Here is a 16,870-nt window from a genome sequence, read left to right on the forward strand (position 1 = left end):
CTTATTTGGGAACCCTCTTTTTTTTGGTAAACTATTCTCTGCAAATAAATCCTGAAAATCGCTAATAAAATTGGCAAAACTTCAATTAAATTTTAGAGAAAGATAAAAAAGATCAATTACAAACAACAAATGAACAAAAATAATCTACAAACCAAAGTACGCGTAAATTCAATTCCAATAAAAAAGGGTTGCACATAAGTGAGTGAATCTAACTTATGAAACAGCCCTTTTTATTTTTAATTCTTTACAAGAATTTGATTTACAGGTGAGATTGGTGGTCGTTCAGCCATAACCTCAATAATATTTTTAGCTGCTATTTCTGACATAGCATCACGAGTTTCATATGTTGCATTACCGATATGAGGTGTTAATACAACATTTGTAAGTGATTTTAGTTCTTCTGTTATTTTTGGCTCGAATTCAAATACATCTAGAGCCGCTCCAGCGATAACACCATCCTTTAATGCGTCTACTAATTCCTGTTCGTTCGCTAAAGGACCTCTAGCTGCATTGATAAAAAACGCAGTACCCTTCATTTTGGAAAACTCTGCTTTTCCAAATAAATGGTGTAAATCAGGTTTGTAAGGACAATGAAGGGTAAGATAGTCAGAAGTCTGTAATAATTGCTCCAGTGTTACGTAAGTGGCATTTAATTCATGTTCAAGCTCTTTACTTAATCTTCTTGGTTGATGATAGATAATATTCATATTAAACGCCTTAGCTCGCTTTGCTACTGCTTGTCCGATATTTCCAAAACCAAAAATACCTAAAGTTTTTCCTGATAGTTCTGTTCCTCTAAAAAATAAAGGTGCCCATCCTTCAAAACCTTTTGTGCGACAAAGTTCGTCTCCTTCGACTATTCTTCTGGAGATAGCTAAAAGAATACCAAAAGTTAACTCAGCAGTTGCGTCTGTAGAAACAAGTGGAGTGTTTGTAACATGAATGCCCTTACTAGTTGCATAATCTACATCGATATTATTAAATCCTGCTCCGTAATTAGCAATAATTTTTACATTTTTAGCAGCATCAATAACTCTTTTTGTAATTGGAGTGGATAGTAAGCTTAAAATTGCATCTACCCCACCAACAAGCTCACACAATTCATCTTCTGTAATTAATTGCTCATTTTCATAAACAATGACATGATGATCTTTTAATAATTCCTCAGCCTTTTCTGGAATTTTTCCTGCTACCAAAATATGTGCCAAATTAGAAACCTTCTTTCAACAGTTTAATAATTGATTCGTAACGTTATTATTATAAATGAAGTTTCAAGTTTTGTTTAATTTAGTATTTGGAAGTTAGATGAATATATTTATATTTTTTGTAAATTTGCAAATTACTAATGCCTGTAATTCCCTCTTCTTTCTTGCCCCTAAATATAAAATAAACGTAGTTCACAATCTATAGGACACAACTTACTTATCAAGGTTAAATCCCATTATTAATTAACTAACTTAATTTTCAATAATGAAAAAAGCAGACACTAGTCTGCTTTCTCATTAATATCTATGATTTAAACTTGCGGTAGGGGGAGTATGGTTTACTGAATAAAACTTATTCAAAGATTGATCTACGTATACCCAGCCCTTCCAGCCTAAGTGAATTGTATCTTTTAGGAAAAACTCATCGTATTCATGTGAAGAAAAATCAGCTACTTGGAAACCAGCAGCTTCAATTTGTTTTTTTACTTTTTTGTAATAAACTTCTCTACCTTCTTTTGGGAATCCAGCGTAATCATACCATGGTCCATTTACTGGAACGGAAATAAACAATGCTTGTGTGTGTTCTTTTTTTAATAATGCTAATACCATTTGAAGGTCATCATATTCTGGCGATACACCATAGTTACTATTTCGTTTATAATTTTTTAAAGCTGGAAGACGATTTTGAATGTGCTTTATATAGTATTTATTAATTATACCGAAATGGTTAGTAGTTGATTCTCGTTTGCCTATTTTATCGGCAACTTGAGCTACTCGATCCCAGGATAAATCTTCATATTTTGATTTTTTTAATCGGAAGTTTTTATCAGGGTCCATTATAACGGTCTCGAAAAGATCTTTCTTTTCAAGAATTTTTAAATATGTGTAAGCTAACGGTTTTTCAGCCATAGCCTTGAACTTAATTTTTTTGCTATTTGAAATTAAAGCATTTAATTGGGTTACTAATAAAGAGTCTTTTTTGATAATTGATAGCGTTAAAAGTCTCTTTGCAATTTGTCTCTTTACTGACATATCAATTGTATTATTAAAAACGAATGAATAAGTTTGAAGCGCAGAATAATTAGGTGAAAAATGAGTATCGTCAATGCCATGAGGAATAAACCACTGTGGCGATAAAACAAATACAATTTTTCTATTTTTTATTCCATCACCTAAAGATGCTAAATCAAGAAAATGAACGAGACTTTGTGATCCTCCTCGACCAATTAGATAGGGAGTAAATTCATTTTTTTCTCCCATAAAAAATCTTGAAGGATGGAAGGGGTCTCTTCTAGCAAGTTCTGAGGACCCAAAAATAGGTAGGAATTTTGGGTCTTTTAACATTTTTTTTTGAAGCAGGGTCCCTTGAAATGTTTCAGGGTTTAAAGATGCTGCTGTATTATTTAATCGTTCTTTTGTAACAAATAGTTCGTAAAAAGAATTTGGAAGATACAAAGCTAGTAAAAAAATGGAAATAGCTGTTATCATCCCAAAAAATTGAACTTTTTTCATTTTCTAGCCTCTAAAATCGAAATGATTTTATTTGGTGTTGCCCACTCCTCGCGATCGAAGTCAGAAATCGTCACGTTGATACCGATTTGTTCTTCGATTTCAACTAATAAGCTAACTGTACCAAAAGAATCTAATAATCCTTCTTCAAAAATTTGAATATCCGGGTTTTCAATCACTTCATCTGTATTACATAAATCTGCTAAAATTTTTAAAACTTCTGCTCTTAAATTTTCCATTATACTAATTCTCCTTTAGTTAACTAGATGTCCTGAAAATATTAAAAATCCGAAACAAATAAAATGGAATGTAATAATAACAGCTAATATATGTGTAAGTTTATTATTTTTCCAAATCTTTTTTTTCTTGTTGAATTGTTCAAACCAATCAAAACTACACATCAATAGAGCTTGGTATAAACCATAAAGTAGATAATTTATTTGGATCCCATGCCATGCACCCATCAGCAAAAATAAAGTAGTGTAACTGATATAAGAAATATTTCTTCGATTTTTAATCATTTTTTTCTTAGTCAGTAAGAATACCATTCTCATATATACATAGTCACGGAACCAAAATGATAAGCTCATATGCCAGCGATTCCAAAAGTCTTTTATATTACGACTAATAAATGGCATATTAAAGTTTTCAGGTGTTTTAATGCCTACTAAATAACTAACGCCGATTGCAAATGCACTATAACCAGCAAAATCAAAAAATAAATACAGACTATATGCATACATATACGTTAGATTTGAGACAAATGTATGCCCGAGTGTAAACTGTGTTTCAAGTATATGAACGTTAATTAAATAACCAATTATATATTTATAGAGAAAACCAATAAAAATTTTATGAACACCAATTTGAAAATACTCCTTGTATTCAATAGCGGTTAACTTTTTTTGACAATCCTGTTGAAATCTCCTAAAACGATCAATTGGTCCAGAAGAAATCGTTGGAAAAAATAATAAAAACTTCAAGAAATCAACAATCTTTATTTCCTTTATACTATTGTCACGAATTTCTATAATGACTTGTGTTGCTTTAAATGTTAAATAGGAAATTCCTAAAAAACCTACAAGTGTAGTACTTTCAAAAATCGGTGAAAGCTTTACAATCAATAAAGGTAAAATGGATAGAAATACACTTAAGTAATAAACAGTTGAATCGTTTCTATTCTTTCGAAAAATACTATACCCTTTAATTAAAATAACTACCCAAATTATATAAGCAACTAGATAGAAGGTTTGTATTTTAGAAGAGGAAAAGACCAATAATAAAAACACAAAAGAAAGTAATGTTGTGTACGTAGTTGATCTTCTTCCTAAAAACCCTAATATGACTGCTGGGATTAGCAGAACAAATAAAATACCGAAAAACGTAAAACTACTGTATGGAATCATTGGTAAGTTTGCTCCAATAATTTTTTTCGATCAACTTTACCGTTCATTGTCATTGGTAAACTTCGTAAATAACTAAATTTTCTTGGAATCATATAAGTAGGCATATATTTATTTAATTCTTGTTTTAAAAAACGTGTTAAATGATATTCTTTTTCGAAATCGTGTTCTTTAACGACTACTAAGCAATGTAAATCTATACACTTACCATCCTTCATTTCTGGTAATATAACTGCAGAATGAACTAATGGTAATCTTCTAATGTTATTTTCAATGTCCTCAATTTCAATCCGATAACCGTGTAGCTTTACTTGGAAATCGATTCTACCTTTATAGAACAATAGTCCGTCATCAAAGTAACCAGAGTCACCTGTTTTATAGGCGCGCATGTCATTTATTTGATAGTAGGCTTCATCAGTTTTTAACGGATTATTAAGATACCCTTTACTAACGCTTGGGCCAGCTATAATAATTTCCCCTGTTTCACGATCTGGAAGAGGGTTACCCAATTCATCCAAAATGTAAATGATTGTATCGTCTTTTGGAGTTCCAATCGGTAATGGGGAATATTGATTTATGACTTCCTCGGTAATCTGGACGAATGTTACGGCAACTGTCGCTTCTGTTGGACCGTAAGTATTATAAATCTCTGCTTTAGGAAATCTAGATAAAAGCTGTTTAGCACTATTATTCGATAGTACTTCACCACAGAAAAGAAAAGTCTTTAAGTTTGGTAGTAACATTTCGCTGAAATCCGGATTCATCATACACATCTCTATAAATGAAGGTGTAGAAGTCCAAACATCAATATCACTTGCAATTAAATAATCAAATAATGCTTTTGGTCGCTCAATCAAAGATTTTTCAACAGCAATGAGTGTGCCACCTGATAATAACGATGGATATACATCCATTACTGATAAATCAAAAGAGAATGGAGCTTGGTTTAAAAAGCGTTGCCCATTGTGTATCTTAAAATCCTTCAATATCCAATCGGTAAAGCTACGTAAGTTTTTTTCAGTAATTTGTACGCCTTTTGGATCTCCAGTGCTACCTGAAGTATAGATAATATAAAATGTTTCATCGTCTTTAACATTGAAATCAGTTAAAGATTGGACTAGATTTGTAGATTCAATAATCTTCTGTAGTTCTCCAAAATTGATGGTATTAATGGATTCAAACTCAAAAGTAATTTCTTTTGGTGTAATTATTAAATTTGCACCAGAATTAGTAATCATTTTTTTTAGTCTTTCAAAAGGGATTGACTCATCAACGGGAATATAAGCACAACCTGCTTTTACACATCCTAAGAAAATGGAAATCATTTCTGCCTGCATATGTCCATACACAATAACGGGATTATTCGTAAAATTATTTTTAATCATCCAGCTAGCAATCGCATCTGATTGTTGCTTTAAAGTTTTATATGTTAAAGAATAATCACTATTTTGAAATGCGATAGTGTCTGGGGTGTTAATTGCCCAATAATCTATTTGTTCAATAATTGATTTCATCAGCTCACGTCCTAAAAATCGTTATATATAAAGGTCCCTGTAAATGAATCTTTAAATCCATATAAATAGAGTAATGCAAGTAAAATTGATAAATAAAACGCAGTATAAAATAAAAATCTTAAAGTCTTCGAACGGAAAATATGGATTTTACCCATCTGTTTTCACCTTTCTTAATTTTTAGCTAGACGTATTATAACACCGAAAAAAAGATGAAAAATTAACCAAACACCTTTTAAAATTACAAACAGATAATAAATTATTAAAGGTTAGGTAAATTTTTTTTAATTAAATTCTAAAGATTAATGGACAAGTTTGTTAATACAATTAGGATAAGTAAATGAAATGAACTTGTGTTGTTAGTTTCTTAGACGCCATAACTTTTGGATAGTAGGTGATGGGATTTTAAATTATGATCAGTAAAATATATGAATAGTAAAATATAGGTTTGCAAAATAATGGGGAAAAGGGAAGATAGGAAAATCCTCTCGACCCTGCTCTATGGGAGACGGTAAATGATGAAAAAATTTTATTTATTCTTGATTCCTAGTTTCTTAATTGTTTTAATAATGTCTCCATTTTGTAGTTTTATATGGAATAAAAACTTTTCGAAAGTGACAGTTTCGAAAGTGACAGTTTCGAAATACGCTACTATGAAAAAAGTTGATTTCACTAATGATCGACATAACAATACTAGAGAGATTGATCATTACTTACAGCAAATTCATTTTAACGGAGTTGTTCTTGTTAGAAAGAATGGAGAAAATATTCTTAATAAGGGATACGGTTATCGAGATATCCAAAATCAATTACAGAACACTCCAAATACGTATTATCCAGTTGGCTCAATTTCAAAATTTTTTGTTTCAACGTTGTTAATGCAATTAAAAGAGGAAGGCAAAATATCCTTTAACGATCCGATTGCAAAATATATACCGGACTTTCCAAATGGGTCAAAATTAACACTATTTCATTTAATTTCACATACTTCAGGTATTAGGAGGCAAAAAGAGTTATTTCATCCAATTTCATCAACTGATTTAATAAAGAAAATAGTTAAATCAAATGCTCACTATAAACCGTTAAACAAATGGGATTACAATGACACAAATTATGTTTTACTTGCTTACGTTATTGAAAAAGTAACTGGAATTCCTTATGGAGTATATATAAAAACACATATTTTTGATAAAGCGAATATAGCTGAAATTGGACAAGGTAACGATTTTTATAAAAAAAGGGATCATGCACTAGGTTATTTATTAATTCAATCTAAAAATGAACCGAAGCAATTACGAATCCCAAATTTTAACTATCTATTAGGCTGTGGAGATATTTATTCAACGGTTTCAGGCTTACAAAAAATGGATGAGGCACTTATTTCGAATAAACTTATTTTGGGTAAAAGTTTTCCTCAATTTATTAAGCCATATGAAAATCATTATGCATTTGGAATTTATAATAAAGGAAAGTATTTATACAATCATGGAGTAGTTCCAGGAATTAATTGTATGAATGTATTCGATCCAGTTTCCAAAACATATGTAATTGTCTTTTCTAATAGTCAAAAGATGAAACCAAACACTTCTAAGATAGCAATGAACTTATTTAATCTAGTTAACAAAATGAGTTGAGAATACAATTATAAGAATCTAGACTCTTATAAAATTTTTCATAAATGATTTAAAAGATACTCATACTATTTTTTGATAAAGAAAATAGGAGGAGTCTAGTGAAAAAGTTTCTATATTATTTTTTGTTAATCATAATGACTAGCAGTATTAATTTGAGCCTTATAAATTTTGTTAATGCGGAAACGAAAGCTGGGATCAATGAAAACTCTTTAACAAGACATATTAAAATTACTGAACAAAAACTAAATGATGCACCGATTAAGTATCCACAAATAAGTGGAGCATCTAATTCAACTGCACAACAAAAAATCAATAGTATCTTAAAAAAAGGTGCTGATCTAGCGAATAGTAATCGTTTAAAGCTATTAGAAGAAGAGAAAGAAGCTAAGACAAAATGGGATGCTACCCAAGGACCGTGGAGACCTTATGAATATGGTTTTACTTATAAAATACTATACAATAATCTTGATAAATTAAGTGTTATTTATAATGAGTATTCATATACAGGTGGGGCACATGGGATGACGGTGGGAACGACATTTAATTTTGACGTGAAAACAGGTGAAGTAGTTCCACTATCTCAATTAATAAATGAAAATACAAAATCCGTTCAAGAATATGCTTATCAGCAATTACAAAAGAAATATAAAGGTTATGTATTAATAAAATCTCCTAACGAAATTGACTTAAGTGACAAAAATCGACTATGGGCATTTGATCATGCGGGAATAAAATTAATCTTTAAAGAATATGAAGTAGCTGCATATGCTGCTGGTATGCCTGAAGTCTTTATACCTGTGCAGGTTTATCAATAAAAATTCATTTTTCTTATATTTAAATTCCGCATTTGAGAATATGTACGTAAGATGAATAAAATGTTTTAGAAAAATTTGGGGGAGTTTATTTATTTATTTAATTCAACAAATCCGTTTTAAAAGAAAAGAACCTTTATTATAAAAGGTTCTTTTCTTTTATTTAATAATTTATTTAATGAAATAAAACCTTTTCGTAAATAATGGTAGAGTCTGCATGAAAACATTCATTTGTTTTAACAATATAATAATAAGTTGAACAACTATATAAATAATGAATAATCTAAAATTGAGTATGTACGATTAATAAAGTGCGTGCTAAAACAACTTAATCTTCAATCTGTTCTTTTAATAATAAAGCATAAAGGTCTTCAACTCGTTCTGACATAAATCTTTGTGAGTCTTCAACTCCCTTATTGTAAAACATTGGACCTAGTTTTTGTGAAATAAAGTCCATTAGCAACATTGAACTTAATTCACTTAATTCTTCGTCTCTTTCTTGTAAGAAATACGTTTGAAGTTGATTAATCGCAAATTTTTGTTGATCTGGTGAAAGTTTAGTTGATTTAGGCATTAAATTCCCCTCTTTTTTTAGTTGAGATATTAGATTTTTTATTTCCTATATATATAGTATCTCTATTTATTCTTATATTGCGAAAAAAAGTTACACGTAATAAAACTTTTTTGGTAAAATAGTGCACAGCTTGAAAATACTTTTTAATTGCTTTAAGATTAGAATGAGAATAAAATGAGAATGAACTTAAAATAGCCATTTTCTATTTTATAGAATTTTTATGTAATTATGGAGGGTGTAAAATGGGAGCTTCTACATTAAAAATAAAAGACCTTCAAGTAGCAATTGAAGGAAAGCAAATTTTAAAAGGTGTAAACCTTGAAGTAAAAGGTGGAGAAATCCACGCAATCATGGGACCAAATGGTACAGGTAAATCAACTTTATCTTCTGCTATTATGGGTCATCCTAAATATGAAGTAATCGGTGGTAGCATCGAGCTTGATGGCAACGATGTTTTAGAAATGGAAGTTGATGAGCGCGCTCAAGCTGGTCTTTTCCTTGCTATGCAATACCCAAGTGAAATTAGCGGTGTAACAAACGCAGATTTCTTACGTTCTGCAATGAATGCACGTCGCGAAGAAGGCGATGAAATTTCATTAATGAAATTTATCCGTACATTAGATAAAAACATGGAATTCTTAGAAATGGATCCAGAAATGGCTCAACGTTACTTAAATGAAGGTTTCTCAGGTGGAGAGAAAAAACGTAATGAGATTCTTCAAATGATGATGATCCAACCTAAAATTGCTATTCTTGACGAGATTGACTCAGGTTTAGATATCGATGCATTAAAAGTAGTTTCAAAAGGTGTTAACGAAATGCGTGGAGAAGAGTTTGGTTGCTTAATCATCACTCACTACCAACGCTTATTAAACTACATTACTCCGGATTTCGTTCACGTTATGATGCAAGGTCGTATTGTAAAATCAGGTGGTCCTGAATTAGCTGCTCGTTTAGAAGCTGAAGGATATGACTGGATTAAACAAGAGTTAGGTATCGAAGACGAGACTGTTGGGCAAGAAGCTTAATCGGATAGGAGGGATTCTCATGACAACTGGTACTACAATTCCATTTAGTCAAGAAACAGTTAAGCAGCTTTCTGCACTGCTAAATGAACCTGCATATTTCACAGAGTTCCGTTTAAATGCATTAGCAAAAGCTGAATCACTTTCTCTTCCAAAGCCAGATAAAACAAATATCTCTAAATGGGATTTCTTTGGAAAAGAATTTAATGTTACAGCTGGAAATGTTCCTACAAAAGATCAATTACCAGAGTCAGTAACAGCTTTAATGAATGAAGACACTGATCAATCAGTTTATGTACAATATAATGGATCTGCTGTATATCACTCTCTTTCTTCTGAAGCAAAAGAAAAAGGTGTAGTATTCGTAGATTTACACACAGCGATTAAAGATCACGAAGATCTTGTGAAAAAATATTTTATGACAGAGGCTGTAAAAGTCGATGAAAATAAATTAATCGCTTTACATGCTGCGTTAGTAAATGGTGGAGCTTTCTTATACATTCCTAAAAATGTAGTATTAGAAAAACCAATCCAATCTATTTTCGTTGTAGATGGCGAAAACGTACCTGCATATAACCACGTACTTGTTGTTGCAGACGCATTCAGTGAAGTTACTTATGTTGAAAACTATGTTTCTACATCTGCTGATTTAGATGCGGCTGTTGTTAACGTAATTACAGAAGTAATTACATTAGATAATGCAAAAGTTCGTTATGGTGCTGTTGATACATTAGCAAAAGGTGTTACTGCTTATGTTGTTCGTCGTGGTCACGCTGGTCGCGATAGCAAAATCGAGTGGGCACTTGGCCTTATGAACGATGGAAACTCAGTATTTGAAAATGTAACAAACTTAGTTGGAGACGGATCTTTCGGTGACATGAAAATGGTTACAGTAGGTCGTGGGGAGCAAACTCAAAACTTTACAACTAGCATTATTCACTTTGGTAAAGGATCTGAAGGTTGGATCTTAAAACATGGTGTATCAAAAGATTCTGCTACGTCAATCTTTAATGGTATTGGGAAAATTGAACACGGCGCATCTAAGTCTAATGCACAACAAACTTCACGTGTATTAATGCTTAGTGAAAAAGCTCGTGGAGATGCGAACCCAATTTTATTAATTGATGAAAACGATGTTATGGCAGGTCACGCTGCTTCTGTTGGTAAAGTAGATCCAACTCAACTGTACTACTTAATGAGTCGCGGTATTCCGAAGAAAGAAGCAGAGCGCTTAGTTATTCACGGATTCTTAGCACCTGTAGTTTCGGAATTACCAATTGAAGAAGTTAAAAAAATGCTTGTTGATGTAATCGAGAGGAAGGTTAAGTAATGGATGTTAAAGCAATCCGTGAAGCCTTTCCGATATTAAATCAAGAAGTAAATGGACATCCTTTAGTATATCTGGATAGTGCTGCAACTTCACAAAAACCTGTTCAAGTAATAGAAGCTGTTGCTAACTACTATAAAGAATATAATTCTAACGTTCATAGAGGTGTGCATACTCTAGGAACAAAAGCTACTGATGCATACGAGGGAGCTCGTGATAAAGTTCGTAAATTTATTAATGCATCATCAATTGAAGAGATTATTTTTACTAGAGGTACAACTACTGCAATTAATACAGTTGCTGCTAGCTACGGAAGAACGAACTTAAAAGCTGGAGATGAAATTGTGATTTCATATATGGAACATCACAGTAACATTATTCCTTGGCAACAGGTCGCTAAAGCTACTGGTGCAACATTAAAATATATACCGTTAGAAGAAGATGGTTCAATTAGCGTTGAGCAAGCAAAAGCCACAATTAACTCAAATACAAAAATAGTTGCAATTATGTACGTTTCAAATGTACTTGGTTCAATTAACCCTGTTAAAGAGATTGCAGCAATTGCTCATCAAAATGGAGCGATCATGCTTGTTGATGGTGCACAAAGTACTCCACACATGAAGGTCGACGTTCAAGACTTAGATTGCGATTTCTACGCATTTTCTGGTCATAAAATGTGTGCTCCTACAGGTATTGGTGTACTTTATGGTAAAAAACATCTTCTAGAAAACATGGAACCGATTGAATTTGGTGGGGAAATGATTGATTTCGTTGACTTACAAGATTCTACTTGGAAAGAACTGCCATGGAAATTTGAAGGTGGAACGCCAATCATTGCTGGTGCAGTTGGTTTAGGCGCTGCTATTGATTTCTTAACTGAAATCGGTATGGATAATATCGAAAAGCATGAACATGAGATTGCGAATTATGCACTTGAACAGTTATCTACTGTAAAAGGAGTAACAATCTATGGACCGAAACATCGTGCAGGACTAGTAACGTTTAATGTGGAAGATGTGCATCCACATGATGTTGCGACTGTATTAGATGTAGAAGGAATTGCTGTTCGTGCTGGCCATCATTGTGCTCAGCCATTAATGAGATGGTTAAAGGTATCTGCTACTGCTCGTGCAAGTTTTTATCTGTATAATACAAAAGAAGATGTAGATGCTTTTGTAAGAGGATTAGTTAAAACGAAGGAGTATTTCAGCGATGTCTATTAATCGAAACATTGATTTAGATGCATTATATCGTCGCGTGATAATGGACCATTATAAAAACCCTCGTAACAAAGGGGTAGGGGCTATATCAGAAAACGATGTAACAATAAACATGAATAACCCTACTTGTGGTGATCGCATTGAGCTACGTTTAAAGGTTGATGATGGCATTGTATCAGACGCTCGTTTTGACGGTGAAGGATGCTCAATTTCAATGGCGTCAGCTTCAATGATGACTCACGCAATTAAAGGAAAAAAAATAGAGGAAGCCTTACAGCTTGCTCAAATATTTTCAGATATGATGCTTGGAAAAGAATATGATGAATCAATCGATTTAGATGATATTGAAGCACTACAAGGTGTTTCAAAGTTTCCAGCACGAATTAAATGTGCAACACTTGCATGGAAAGCGATGGAGAAGGGCTTAAAATCAGAGGAATAATCCTCTGAGCTTTAATCCTCCTCTTCTATAAGAAGGGAGTATGAATAATGTCTACTAATTTGCCAGATATTAGTGATTATAAATATGGTTTTCATGACCGTGACGTATCAATCTTCCGTTCAGAGCGTGGTTTAACAAAGGATATCGTTGAAGAAATTTCACGTATGAAAAATGAACCACAATGGATGTTAGATTTCCGTTTAAAATCTTTACAACATTTCTATGATATGCCAATGCCTCAATGGGGTGGAGACTTAGCAGATTTACGCTTTGATGAAATTACGTACTATGTAAAACCATCAGAGAAAACAGAAAAGTCTTGGGATGAAGTACCTGAAGAAATCAAAAATACTTTTGATAAATTAGGTATTCCTGAAGCAGAACAAAAGTATTTAGCTGGTGTATCTGCACAGTATGAGTCTGAGGTAGTTTACCACAGCATGAAACAAGATTTAACTGATCTTGGTATCTTATTTACTGATACAGATACAGCATTACGTGAGCATGAAGAAATTTTCAAAGAGCACTTTGGAAAAGTAATTCCTCCTACAGATAACAAATTTGCTGCATTAAACTCAGCTGTTTGGTCTGGTGGATCATTCATCTACGTACCAAAAGGTGTTAAAGTTGATACGCCATTACAAGCATATTTCCGAATTAATTCAGAAAATATGGGTCAATTTGAGCGTACATTAATCATCGCTGACGAAGGTGCACACGTACATTATGTTGAAGGATGTACAGCTCCTGTATATACAACAAACTCACTTCACTCTGCAGTAGTAGAAATCATCATTAAGAAGGATGCATACTGCCGATATACAACAATTCAAAACTGGGCGAATAACGTATTTAACCTAGTTACGAAACGTGCTGTTTGTGAAGCAAACGCAACAATGGAATGGATCGATGGAAACATTGGTTCAAAATTAACAATGAAATACCCAGCAGTAATCCTTAAAGGTGAAGGTGCTCGTGGCCTTACGCTTTCTATTGCAATTGCTGGTAAAGGACAACACCAAGATGCTGGTGCTAAAATGATTCACTTAGCTCCAAATACTTCTTCTACAATTGTTTCGAAATCTATTTCTAAACATGGTGGTAAAGTAACGTACCGTGGTATCGTACACTTCGGACGTAAAGCAGCTGGATCACGTTCAAATATCGAGTGTGATACGTTAATTATGGATAATGCATCAACTTCTGATACAATTCCATACAACGAAATCTTAAACGATAATATCTCTCTTGAGCACGAAGCGAAAGTTTCAAAAGTATCTGAAGAGCAATTATTCTACTTAATGAGCCGTGGTATTTCTGAGCAAGAAGCTACAGAAATGATCGTAATGGGCTTCATTGAGCCATTTACAAAAGAATTACCAATGGAATACGCAGTTGAAATGAACCGTCTGATTAAATTCGAGATGGAAGGTTCAATTGGTTAATAGAGTTTTTAGTGGAGGCGAACTTTTGAAGTTCGTCTTCTTTAAGTTTTTCTGTAATATCTAAATACGTAACTGTAGTAGCTTAAATTTAAAATGTTCTAAAAAGATAAGCCACTAGATATAGTGGCTTAATTAACCTTATGGGGATAATTATTTTTTTCCGTTTAAACCTCACATATTCATAACTAACTATAAGAATAGTTGAAATCGCAAGGATTATAGTTAATGTTAATTCAATCCCATCATAGGCTGGAATAGGAAATTTCCAAATTAACAATGCTGTTATTATGCTACCTGGTATCATGAAAAGACTTCTGATAAATCGATTTTTCCTACTAACTTTCCAGTAGGGACTAAAGAATAGTTTTAAAGATTGTTTTAACATAAAAAACCTCATTTTAGATTTTTATTGATTTGTTACTGTCTTTTTACCTGTATACCAAACTTTTATATATAATGGCTTAGATTTTGCTAAAATGTAGTTAGCGTAAAGAGGGGCTAAAAGTCCTGCTAATAATGCACCACCTCCGGCTGGGATCACTATCCCAAGCATCCATGTAAATCCAGCATAACCTACTGCACCTAAAGTTTTTACAGCCGTTGAACTTACTCAAACTTCTACACTCCCCATGAGTGGAAAACAACTTTTGTTTTACCAATAGTTCGTGCTAAAGGAACTTTATAACCTTTTTCGTTTGCCTTTTGAGTTAGTTCAGCATCAGATATCTCAACTGTTACACTGTCATTTCCTATTATTGCGTTATCGTTATTTTTAACAATTTCGTTCATTAAGTCTACATTTTGTTGTAGGTCTTCAACTTCCTGTAGAGGCATTCCATCAATTATAGCAGTGTCTATTCGTGAATTTGTGAGTGAGTAAAAATAAGTTCATCATTTATATTTTCTGCATCGTCCCATAAACTTTCAGGGAAATTCTTTCTTTAAAAATATTTAGTATCTTTACCATTTTTATGTTCTTTGTTTAAACGCTTTCTTTTACCGCTTCCAAAGGGAAAAATGTAAAACTTATTAAAATGATGTCAGGTTCCTACAGTTTAAGAATTGGATAGATGGCTAAATTTTATTTTTTTGTTGACATAAAAAAAGCTGTTTAATTAATTTAGTAATCATATTTATGGTAAAATTTAACTTGAAGTTTTATGAAAAGTTGTCTTAGTGTTTTTTATCAAGGTGTAGGGAGGATTTTTTATGAATTTTAACCTTAAAGAAGCGATTGAAGTTTTAGAAAGAACACCCAAATCATTAGAGGCCCTTTTATCGGGTTTATCTGAATCTTGGTTAAATTGTAATGAAGGTGAAGGAACTTGGAATGTTTCTGAAGTAATCGACCATCTAATTGAGTGTGAAAAAACAAATTGGATTCCAAGGTTGAACTGCATACTTAACAATGATGGAAACAACCATTTCCCTCCATTCGATCGTTTTTCGCATTTAAATGAAAAACATAAGAAATCAATAGAAGAACGACTGCTTGAATTCAAGAATTTAAGAACTGAAAATCTTAAGAAATTAAAATTATTAGTAGACCCAAATCTCCATCTGGAATTAGAAGGAATTCATCCTGATCTTGGTTCCGTGAAATTAAGAGAATTATTATCCACTTTTGTTGCACATGATCTAACCCATATTAATCAAATTACAAGAGTGATGGCAAAAAGATACAAAACTGACGTAGGACCTTGGATTGCAAATTTAAGTATATTAAAGTAATAGCTTGGCGTTTTACCCACAGAAAGCGGGCATTATAGAATAAGCAATTACACTAAATTTATTAGCACTATAGTGAAATAAGATAAAGGATTATTCATACTCGGGGAATTCCGAGTTTTTTTATGTTAAACTATTATTTAAATTCAATTAGAGAAAATAGATTTCTAGTGTATTTAAAAAGGAGAGAAATTTAGGTTGGATATCATACTACAAATTCTTATACTCATCAGTATAGGACTTGCTGCAGGAACAGTCGGATCATTGATTGGCTTAGGGGGAGGAATTATTATTGTTCCAATGCTACTTAATATTGATCACTTTCTATCCGCTTTTTCGACTGTACCAATCCATGTTGCAGTTGGAACTTCACTGATTACAATTGTGTTTTCTTCACTTTCATCCACCCTTTCGTACCATAAGCAAAAACGAATCGATTATAAGAGTGGTATTTTATTTTTAATAGGTAGTGTTCCTGGTAGCTTACTAGGTACATACATCAATTCACTTTTAAATACAGAGCGGTTTACTTTATTTTTTGGTATATTTTTAATCTGTATATCAGTCTTTCTTTTTGTTTCTTCAAAATTAAATAAAAAATCAAAGGAAGTACATAAAGGAATTATACGAACATATACAAATGATGAAGGCGAAGCATATAAATATAGCTATAGTCTTCCGTTGGCAATTTTTTTATCGATTTTTATCGGGATTATCTCAGGATTATTTGGAATTGGTGGAGGAATATTGTTAGTACCAATGATGGCGTTTTTATTTAGTTTTCCACCTCAGTTAGCTGTTGCGACTTCAATGTTTGTCGTTATGTTTACGACTCTTGGAAGCTCGATTTCATACATAACATTAGGAGAAGTAAATTTCTATTACATTCTTCTACTTGTTCCTGGCGCATGGTTTGGTGGGAAAATTGGAGCATATATTAATCAAAAATTAAAAACTGAAACAATCGCATTAATTTTAAGGTTAGTTGTGTTATTTTATGGCATAAAATTAATTATAGAAAATATTTAAAAAAGG

At 32.4% G+C, this 16,870-nt stretch carries 18 protein-coding genes; 9 read left to right on the forward strand and 9 right to left on the reverse strand.

The genetic code is table 11. The annotated features are described in order from the left end of the window. Window positions 1-236: 236 nt before the first annotated feature. The 6 genes from RAH41_RS20170 to dltX all read right to left on the reverse strand — a co-directional run bounded on the left by RAH41_RS20170 (window position 237) and on the right by dltX (window position 5,786). Window positions 237-1,208: a 2-hydroxyacid dehydrogenase family protein gene (locus RAH41_RS20170; protein WP_331225063.1), complete on the reverse strand. Its 972-nt coding sequence runs from the start codon at window positions 1,206-1,208 to the stop codon at window positions 237-239. Between the two features lie 294 nt (window positions 1,209-1,502). Then, window positions 1,503-2,717, reverse strand: a complete 1,215-nt coding sequence (gene dltD / locus RAH41_RS20175; protein ID WP_331225065.1) for a D-alanyl-lipoteichoic acid biosynthesis protein DltD — start codon at window positions 2,715-2,717, stop codon at window positions 1,503-1,505. Beyond that, complete coding sequence (gene dltC / locus RAH41_RS20180; protein WP_331225066.1) at window positions 2,714-2,953, reverse strand: D-alanine--poly(phosphoribitol) ligase subunit 2; 240 nt, start codon at window positions 2,951-2,953, stop codon at window positions 2,714-2,716. Before dltC ends, dltD begins: the two co-directional genes overlap by 4 nt. A gap of 15 nt (window positions 2,954-2,968) precedes the next feature. Continuing rightward, window positions 2,969-4,120 carry a D-alanyl-lipoteichoic acid biosynthesis protein DltB gene (gene dltB, locus RAH41_RS20185; RefSeq protein ID WP_331225067.1) on the reverse strand — a complete coding sequence of 384 codons (1,152 nt, stop codon included), beginning with the start codon at window positions 4,118-4,120 and terminating at the stop codon, window positions 2,969-2,971. Continuing rightward, entirely contained in the window at window positions 4,117-5,631 is a 1,515-nt protein-coding gene (gene dltA / locus RAH41_RS20190; protein WP_331225069.1) for a D-alanine--poly(phosphoribitol) ligase subunit DltA, read from the reverse strand. The genes dltB and dltA overlap by 4 nt, the downstream gene beginning before the upstream one ends. Before the next feature lie 11 nt (window positions 5,632-5,642). Next, window positions 5,643-5,786: a teichoic acid D-Ala incorporation-associated protein DltX gene (gene dltX / locus RAH41_RS20195; RefSeq protein ID WP_082459405.1), complete on the reverse strand. Its 144-nt coding sequence runs from the start codon at window positions 5,784-5,786 to the stop codon at window positions 5,643-5,645. 357 nt (window positions 5,787-6,143) lie between these two features. Between dltX and RAH41_RS20200 the strand changes: the two genes are divergently transcribed. Both RAH41_RS20200 and RAH41_RS20205 read left to right on the forward strand, forming a co-directional pair. Next, window positions 6,144-7,262 (forward strand): serine hydrolase domain-containing protein, encoded by a 1,119-nt coding sequence (locus RAH41_RS20200; RefSeq protein ID WP_331225072.1) that lies wholly within the window; start codon window positions 6,144-6,146, stop codon window positions 7,260-7,262. A gap of 98 nt (window positions 7,263-7,360) precedes the next feature. Then, complete coding sequence (locus tag RAH41_RS20205; protein ID WP_331225074.1) at window positions 7,361-8,077, forward strand: DUF3298 and DUF4163 domain-containing protein; 717 nt, start codon at window positions 7,361-7,363, stop codon at window positions 8,075-8,077. 325 nt (window positions 8,078-8,402) lie between these two features. Here RAH41_RS20205 and RAH41_RS20210 read toward each other — a convergent pair whose 3' ends face one another. Continuing rightward, the gene (locus RAH41_RS20210; protein WP_331225076.1) at window positions 8,403-8,648 is read right to left on the reverse strand and encodes a DUF2164 domain-containing protein; all 246 of its coding nucleotides are present in this window, start codon (window positions 8,646-8,648) and stop codon (window positions 8,403-8,405) included. Window positions 8,649-8,890: 242 nt separating this feature from the next. Between RAH41_RS20210 and sufC the strand changes: the two genes are divergently transcribed. From sufC to sufB, 5 genes are read left to right on the forward strand one after another with little or no spacing between them, the layout of a single operon-like run. Continuing rightward, the gene (sufC, locus tag RAH41_RS20215) at window positions 8,891-9,676 is read left to right on the forward strand and encodes a Fe-S cluster assembly ATPase SufC (protein WP_056468759.1); all 786 of its coding nucleotides are present in this window, start codon (window positions 8,891-8,893) and stop codon (window positions 9,674-9,676) included. Between the two features lie 19 nt (window positions 9,677-9,695). Further along, complete coding sequence (gene sufD, locus RAH41_RS20220; RefSeq protein ID WP_331225078.1) at window positions 9,696-11,003, forward strand: Fe-S cluster assembly protein SufD; 1,308 nt, start codon at window positions 9,696-9,698, stop codon at window positions 11,001-11,003. Continuing rightward, on the forward strand, window positions 11,003-12,223 hold the full coding sequence (locus tag RAH41_RS20225) for a cysteine desulfurase (RefSeq protein ID WP_098861061.1): 1,221 nt from the start codon (window positions 11,003-11,005) through the stop codon (window positions 12,221-12,223). Before sufD ends, RAH41_RS20225 begins: the two co-directional genes overlap by 1 nt. After that, a complete protein-coding gene (gene sufU / locus RAH41_RS20230) occupies window positions 12,213-12,662 on the forward strand; it encodes a Fe-S cluster assembly sulfur transfer protein SufU (RefSeq protein WP_025671513.1) in 450 nt (149 codons plus the stop codon). The genes RAH41_RS20225 and sufU overlap by 11 nt, the downstream gene beginning before the upstream one ends. 47 nt (window positions 12,663-12,709) lie before the next feature. Beyond that, window positions 12,710-14,107, forward strand: coding sequence for a Fe-S cluster assembly protein SufB (gene sufB, locus RAH41_RS20235; RefSeq protein WP_025671514.1), 1,398 nt, complete (start codon window positions 12,710-12,712; stop codon window positions 14,105-14,107). 406 nt (window positions 14,108-14,513) lie between these two features. Here the strand turns inward: sufB and RAH41_RS20240 are convergent, their stop codons facing one another. Both RAH41_RS20240 and RAH41_RS20245 read right to left on the reverse strand, forming a co-directional pair. Beyond that, entirely contained in the window at window positions 14,514-14,660 is a 147-nt protein-coding gene (locus tag RAH41_RS20240) for a hypothetical protein (RefSeq protein WP_331225081.1), read from the reverse strand. 65 nt (window positions 14,661-14,725) lie between these two features. Next, entirely contained in the window at window positions 14,726-14,941 is a 216-nt protein-coding gene (locus tag RAH41_RS20245) for a hypothetical protein (protein ID WP_331225083.1), read from the reverse strand. 375 nt (window positions 14,942-15,316) lie between these two features. Here RAH41_RS20245 and RAH41_RS20250 point away from each other — a divergent pair, with 375 nt between their 5' ends. Further along, entirely contained in the window at window positions 15,317-15,838 is a 522-nt protein-coding gene (locus RAH41_RS20250; RefSeq protein ID WP_331225085.1) for a DinB family protein, read from the forward strand. Between the two features lie 204 nt (window positions 15,839-16,042). Further along, complete coding sequence (locus RAH41_RS20255) at window positions 16,043-16,864, forward strand: sulfite exporter TauE/SafE family protein (protein WP_331225147.1); 822 nt, start codon at window positions 16,043-16,045, stop codon at window positions 16,862-16,864. Window positions 16,865-16,870 lie beyond the last annotated feature (6 nt).

It is taken from the genome of Gottfriedia acidiceleris (genome assembly GCF_036421055.1).
GTDB classification, from domain to species: Bacteria; Bacillota; Bacilli; order Bacillales; family Bacillaceae_G; genus Gottfriedia; species Gottfriedia acidiceleris_C.

Coding starts and splice junctions, on each gene's coding strand:
- dltD (WP_331225065.1), bottom strand. CDS start 2,717: ATGAAAAAAGTTCAATTTTTTGGGATGATAACAGCTATTTCCATTTTT.
- dltC (WP_331225066.1), bottom strand. CDS start 2,953: ATGGAAAATTTAAGAGCAGAAGTTTTAAAAATTTTAGCAGATTTATGT.
- dltB (WP_331225067.1), bottom strand. CDS start 4,120: ATGATTCCATACAGTAGTTTTACGTTTTTCGGTATTTTATTTGTTCTG.
- dltA (WP_331225069.1), bottom strand. CDS start 5,631: ATGAAATCAATTATTGAACAAATAGATTATTGGGCAATTAACACCCCA.
- dltX (WP_082459405.1), bottom strand. CDS start 5,786: ATGGGTAAAATCCATATTTTCCGTTCGAAGACTTTAAGATTTTTATTT.
- RAH41_RS20200 (WP_331225072.1), top strand. CDS start 6,144: ATGATGAAAAAATTTTATTTATTCTTGATTCCTAGTTTCTTAATTGTT.
- RAH41_RS20210 (WP_331225076.1), bottom strand. CDS start 8,648: ATGCCTAAATCAACTAAACTTTCACCAGATCAACAAAAATTTGCGATT.
- sufC (WP_056468759.1), top strand. CDS start 8,891: ATGGGAGCTTCTACATTAAAAATAAAAGACCTTCAAGTAGCAATTGAA.
- sufD (WP_331225078.1), top strand. CDS start 9,696: ATGACAACTGGTACTACAATTCCATTTAGTCAAGAAACAGTTAAGCAG.
- RAH41_RS20225 (WP_098861061.1), top strand. CDS start 11,003: ATGGATGTTAAAGCAATCCGTGAAGCCTTTCCGATATTAAATCAAGAA.
- sufU (WP_025671513.1), top strand. CDS start 12,213: ATGTCTATTAATCGAAACATTGATTTAGATGCATTATATCGTCGCGTG.
- sufB (WP_025671514.1), top strand. CDS start 12,710: ATGTCTACTAATTTGCCAGATATTAGTGATTATAAATATGGTTTTCAT.
- RAH41_RS20240 (WP_331225081.1), bottom strand. CDS start 14,660: ATGCTTGGGATAGTGATCCCAGCCGGAGGTGGTGCATTATTAGCAGGA.
- RAH41_RS20245 (WP_331225083.1), bottom strand. CDS start 14,941: ATGCCTCTACAGGAAGTTGAAGACCTACAACAAAATGTAGACTTAATG.
- RAH41_RS20250 (WP_331225085.1), top strand. CDS start 15,317: ATGAATTTTAACCTTAAAGAAGCGATTGAAGTTTTAGAAAGAACACCC.